Below are 5464 nucleotides of genomic sequence, written 5' to 3' on the forward strand. Positions count from 1 at the left end.
GTTCAAGCAGGGCGCCCAGGCCGCCGCCGACGCCATCAACGCCTCCGGCGGTGTCAACGGCAACCAGATCAAGCTCGACGTTCAGGACGACCAATGCGATCCGAAGCAGGCGGTTTCGGTCGCCAATCGCATCGTCGCCGACGGCACCAAATTCGTCGACGGCCATGCCTGCTCGGGTTCCAGCATTCCCGCCTCCGCCGTCTATGCCGAGGCCGGCACGCTGATGATGAGCCCGGCCTCCTCAAATCCGGAGCTGACCGATGCCGCGGCCAAGGCCGGCTGGCCGACGATCATGCGCCTCTATACGCGCGACGATGCGCAGGGCGCCTTCATCGGTCCGTGGATCGCCAAGAAATATGCCGGCAAGAACGTCGTCATCCTGCATGACAAGAGCGCCTACGGCCAGGGCGTGGCCGACGCCGTCAGGGCGACGATGAATGCCGGCGGCCTCAAGGAAGTGGATTACGAAGGCATCAATGCCGGCGAGAAGGACTATTCCGCCCTTGTCACCAAGCTGAAGGAGCTGAAGGCCGACGTGGTCTATTTTGGCGGCTACCATCCAGAAGCCGGCCTCATCCTGCGCCAGGCGGCCGAGCAGAACGTCAAGTTCCAGCTGATCATGCCGGACTCGATCGCCACACCGGAATTCTGGCAGGTTTCCGGCCCGGCCGGCGAAGGCACGATGTTCGTCTTCCCGTCGGATCCGCAGGCGAAGCCCCAGGCCAAGGATGCCGTCGCCAAGATCAAGGCCGGCGGCTTCGCACCGGAAGGCTTCACACTGTTCTCCTATGCCGTGTCCAGGCCTTCGCCGAGGGCATCAAGCGCGCCGGCAGCGACGATCCGGCCAAGGTCGCCGAAGCGCTGAAGAACGGCCAGCCGATCAGCACCGTGGTCGGCGACGTCGTCTTCGACGAGAAGGGCGACCTGAAGAACGCCAGCTACGACATCAACCAGTGGCACGACGGCAAATACGCGCCGATCCAGCCGTAGTCGTTCTGCATCCGGATTGAGATGGCCGGGCTGATCCCGGCCATTTTCATTTGGAGTGGCTACCTTGCGCCTCATCTACGAAGCGCACCAGCACTGTGCCGTCGCTCACCTGCGCGCCCTCGGCCGCAACCTCGGCGATCACCCCGTCATGCGGGGCTGCGATTGTGTGCTCCATCTTCATCGCCTCCAGGATCAAGAGCGGCTGGCCCTTGATCACGGCATCGCCCACCCCGGCGCGCACCAGCTTGACCAGCCCGGGCATCGGCGCGCGCAGGCTGCCGGATGCCGCGGCCGCATCATCGGCCTTGGCCAGCGGATCAGGCACCGCGAAGGAATAGCCGACCGCGCCTTCGAATACGGTGATGTGTCCCGGCCATCGGGCGGTGCGCGGAATGGCCCGCAGATCATGCGAATTGATCGCGTCATGCGGCGCTTCCAGCGCCACCTGGAAGCGGCCGTCCGGCCGTGCCGAGACCCGCGCCAGGATATCTTCCTCGCCGTGACGAAGCCTGATACGTCGCGCTACCGTGTGGAAGTGTGCATAGCCGGCAAGCGACGCCCATGGGTCGCCGCCGGTGGCGGGGGCGCCTGCGCCGGTCGCCGCGAGCGCGGCGGCGGCGATGGTCTCGTCGCTTGGCGGGGGCCGGGCGACCAGCTCATCCTGATGCCGGCCGATCAGCCCGGTGTCGACGTCGCCGGCCGCGAAATCGGCATCGGCCGCGAGCGCGGCGAGAAAGGCGGTGTTGACCGTCGAGCCGGCCACTTCGGTCTCAGCCAGCGCCTTGCGCAGCGCCGCAAGCGCTGCGGCCCGGTCCTTGCCGTGCACCACCAGCTTGGCGATCATCGGATCGGAGAAGGGCGAGATCTGATCTCCCGCGCGCACGCCGGTCTCGATCCGCATGGCGGCATGCTCTGGTGCGGTTTGCGGGAATTTCAGGTGGTGCAGCGTGCCCGTCGCTGGCAGGAATCCTCTGGTGGCGTCCTCGGCATAGATGCGCGCCTCGAAGGCATGGCCAGCGAGCTGGAGTTCGCCTTGCGTCTTCGGCAGTTTCTCGCCCGCCGCGACCCGCAGCTGCCATTCGACCAGATCGATGCCGGTCACCATTTCGGTAACCGGATGTTCGACCTGCAGGCGCGTGTTCATCTCCATGAACCAGAAGCGGTCGGCCTTCAGCCCCTGCGAGGCGTCGACGATGAATTCGATCGTGCCGGCGCCTGAATAGCTGATCGCCTTGGCGGCCTTCACCGCGGCCTCGGTCATCGCCTTGCGCAGCACCGGCGTCATGCCTGGGGCAGGCGCTTCCTCGATCACTTTCTGGTGGCGGCGCTGCGCCGAGCAGTCACGCTCGAAGAGATGCACGGCATTGCCGAAATTGTCGCCGAACACCTGCACTTCGATGTGGCGCGGCTTGTCGACGTATTTTTCCACCAGCACGCGGTCGTCACCGAACGCCGCCTTTGCCTCACGCCGCGCACCGGACAGCGCCTCGGAGAAATCGTCCGGGTGGTCGACGCGGCGCATGCCCTTGCCGCCGCCGCCGGCGCGCGCCTTGATCAGCACGGGATAGCCGATCTCGCGCGCCTTGGAGGCCAGGAGCACGATCTCCTGCGCTTCGCCGTGATAGCCAGGCACCACCGGCACGCCGGCCTTCTCCATCAGGCGCTTGGCCGCGTCCTTCAGCCCCATGGCGCGGATCGAAGCCGCCGACGGGCCGATGAAGACGAGCCCCGCCGCCGTCACCTGATCGACGAACTCGGGATTCTCCGAGAGAAAGCCGTAGCCGGGATGGATGGCCTCGGCACCGGTGGCGAGTGCTGCCGCGACGATCCTGTCGCCGCGCAGATAGCTTTCGCCGACCGGCGAGGGTCCGATATGGACCGCCTCGTCGGCCATCCCGACATGCAGGGCCTTCGCATCCGCATCCGAATAGACGGCGACGGTGCGCAGGCCCAACCTTCGTGCCGTGCGGATGACGCGACAGGCGATCTCGCCGCGATTGGCGATCAGGATCTTGCCGAACATGGAGCCCCCCGGTTTTGCCTCGGTCGGCGCCAGTCGGGCGAGCGTCGGCCTACTTCGAAGCTGCGATTTCGCAGCCGCCGCTCGCGGTCTTGACCCTCCACCTCTTCAAGCCCGCCTGGCAGGATCGTAGCGCCCGCTCTTCCGCGGCCTTTTGCGACGGAGCGTTCAGTCCCGAGCCGCAGATGATGTAGAGGTCGACGACGCGCGAATAGAAGGTCGTTGCATAGGCCGAATGGCCACTTGCAGCCACATAGTCCTTGTAGGCCCTGGTGCATTCGTCCTTCGCGCTGCCCGGCAAATACGGAGTGAATCGTTTGTCGCCGACCTTCCCGGCCAGCGATTGCGCCGCGCCGGCTCCGGCCGCAGCGCATATAAGCAATCCCGCAAGTATCGAAACAGTCGTCCGTCGAAGATAATTCGGCTTCATTTTCACCCCATGCCCATAGCAAAATGCAGGGTGAGCAGTAGCGTCTATTTTTCGGTGCGGCTAGTCCGAAATCGAGAAGTCCTATTTGAAACTGTAAATCGTCCCTGCCGCTCATAAAGTTCTGTCTCCGCCAAGAGCAGCAACGGTCTCTCGGTATAGTTCCGCCATTTGCTCATCAAAGCAGCAAAAAGTGACGGTTTCCGGTACCGCGGTCTGGCTCAGGAAGGCATCTACGGTGCCGACAGCAATCTCGGTCGCTTCATCCTTCGGGTAGCCATAGATGCCAGTCGAGATCGCCGGAAACGCAATCGTGCGGCATTGCCTCCCGGCGGCAATTTCGAGCGAACGCCGGTAGCAGGAGGCGAGCAGGTCGGCCTCGCCCTTGCCGCCGCCCTGCCAGACCGGCCCGACCGTGTGGATGACGTAGCGCGTCGGCAGCCGGTAGCCCTTGGTCAGCTTGGCATCGCCGGTCTTGCAGCCGTTGAGGGTCCGGCATTCCGCCAGGAGTTCGGGCCCGGCCGCGCGATGGATGGCGCCGTCGACGCCGCCGCCGCCGAGCAACGACGAGTTGGCGGCGTTGACGATGGCATCAACCGCCAGCTTCGTGATGTCGCCGGTATGAATGCGGATCCTTTGTCCGGTTTCGTTCATCTCACATCCTGAACACGCCGAAGCGCGTCTCCTCGATCCCGGCATTGAGCGCGGCGGAAAGGCTGAGCGCCAGCACCTCGCGCGCCTTCGCCGGATCGATGATGCCGTCGTCCCACAGCCTCGCCGAGGAATAGAGCGGGTGGCCCTCATGCTCGTATTTCATCAGGATCGGCTTCCTGAATTTGGCTTCCTCCTCGGCGCTCCATTCACCGCCCTTGCGTTCGATACCCTCACGCTTGACCATCGCCAGCACCGTTGCCGCCTGCTCGCCGCCCATCACCGAAATGCGCGCATTCGGCCACATCCACAGGAAGCGGGGCGAATAGGCCCGCCCGCACATGCCGTAATTGCCGGCGCCGAACGAACCGCCGATGATCATCGTCACCTTCGGCACCTTGGCGGTGGCGACCGCCATCACCAGCTTGGCGCCATCCTTGGCGATGCCGCCGGCTTCGTACTTCTTGCCCACCATGAAGCCGGTGATGTTCTGCAGGAAGACCAGCGGAATGCCGCGCTGGCAGCAGAGCTCGATGAAATGCGCGCCCTTCAGCGCGCTTTCCGAGAACAGCACGCCGTTGTTGCCGAGGATGCCGACCGGCATGCCGTGCAGATGGGCAAAGCCGGTCACCAAGGTGGTGCCGTAATTCTGCTTGAACTCGTCGAACTCCGAGCCGTCGACGATGCGCGCGATCACCTCGCGCACGTCATAGGGCTGGCGCAGGTCCGTCGGCACGATGCCGTAGAGTTCATGCGGGTCATGAAGCGGCGGATTCGGTTTCTGTAAGTTCAGACTTACCGCCTTGTTCCGATTGAGATTCCTGATGATGCGCCGGCATATGGCCAGCGCATGTTCGTCATCCATCGCATAGTGGTCGGCGACACCCGAAAGCCTGGTGTGCACGTCGGCGCCGCCGAGTTCCTCGGCGCTGACATCCTCGCCGGTCGCGGCTTTCACCAGCGGCGGGCCGCCGAGGAAGATGGTCGCCTGGTTGCGGACCATGATGGTTTCGTCCGACATTGCCGGCACATAGGCGCCGCCAGCCGTGCAGGAACCCATGACGCAGGCGATCTGCGGGATGCCGGCCGCTGACATGTTGGCCTGGTTGTAGAAGATGCGGCCAAAATGCTCGCGGTCGGGAAACACCTCGTCCTGGTTGGGCAGATTGGCGCCGCCGCTATCGACCAGATAAACGCAAGGCAGGTTGTTCTGCAGCGCGATCTCCTGCGCGCGCAGGTGCTTCTTCACCGTCAGCGGATAGTAGGTGCCGCCCTTCACAGTGGCGTCGTTGACGACGACCATCAACTCCGTGCCCTCGACGCGGCCGATGCCGATGATGATGCCAGCGGCGGGAATGTCCTCGCCATACATCGAC

The 5464-nt window shown here is 64.6% G+C and carries 4 protein-coding genes and 1 pseudogene; 1 reads left to right on the forward strand and 4 read right to left on the reverse strand.

Annotated elements, in window-relative coordinates:
* Positions 1-990: pseudogene (locus tag EN742_RS22450) on the forward strand (branched-chain amino acid ABC transporter substrate-binding protein); the annotation flags it as partial.
* Between the two features lie 46 nt (positions 991-1036).
* Here EN742_RS22450 and EN742_RS22455 read toward each other — a convergent pair.
* From EN742_RS22455 to EN742_RS22470, 4 genes are all read right to left on the reverse strand, one after another.
* A complete protein-coding gene (locus tag EN742_RS22455) occupies positions 1037-3013 on the reverse strand; it encodes an acetyl/propionyl/methylcrotonyl-CoA carboxylase subunit alpha (protein WP_128333289.1) in 1977 nt (658 codons plus the stop codon).
* A 49-nt stretch (positions 3014-3062) separates the two neighbouring features.
* Positions 3063-3311, reverse strand: a complete 249-nt coding sequence (locus tag EN742_RS22460; protein WP_348628287.1) for a hypothetical protein — start codon at positions 3309-3311, stop codon at positions 3063-3065.
* A 240-nt stretch (positions 3312-3551) separates the two neighbouring features.
* Positions 3552-4091: an O-acetyl-ADP-ribose deacetylase gene (locus EN742_RS22465; RefSeq protein ID WP_126055740.1), complete on the reverse strand. Its 540-nt coding sequence runs from the start codon at positions 4089-4091 to the stop codon at positions 3552-3554.
* A 1-nt stretch (position 4092) separates the two neighbouring features.
* Positions 4093-5464 (reverse strand): carboxyl transferase domain-containing protein (locus tag EN742_RS22470; protein WP_128333290.1); only part of this gene is annotated, 1372 nt, incomplete at its 5' end.

This window comes from Mesorhizobium sp. M4A.F.Ca.ET.020.02.1.1 (genome assembly GCF_004022645.1).
Classification (GTDB): domain Bacteria; phylum Pseudomonadota; class Alphaproteobacteria; order Rhizobiales; family Rhizobiaceae; genus Mesorhizobium.

Bases quoted from the DNA above. Each gene is read 5' to 3' on its own strand.
- EN742_RS22455 (WP_128333289.1), bottom strand. From the start codon at position 3,013: ATGTTCGGCAAGATCCTGATCGCCAATCGCGGCGAGATCGCCTGTCGC.
- EN742_RS22465 (WP_126055740.1), bottom strand. From the start codon at position 4,091: ATGAACGAAACCGGACAAAGGATCCGCATTCATACCGGCGACATCACG.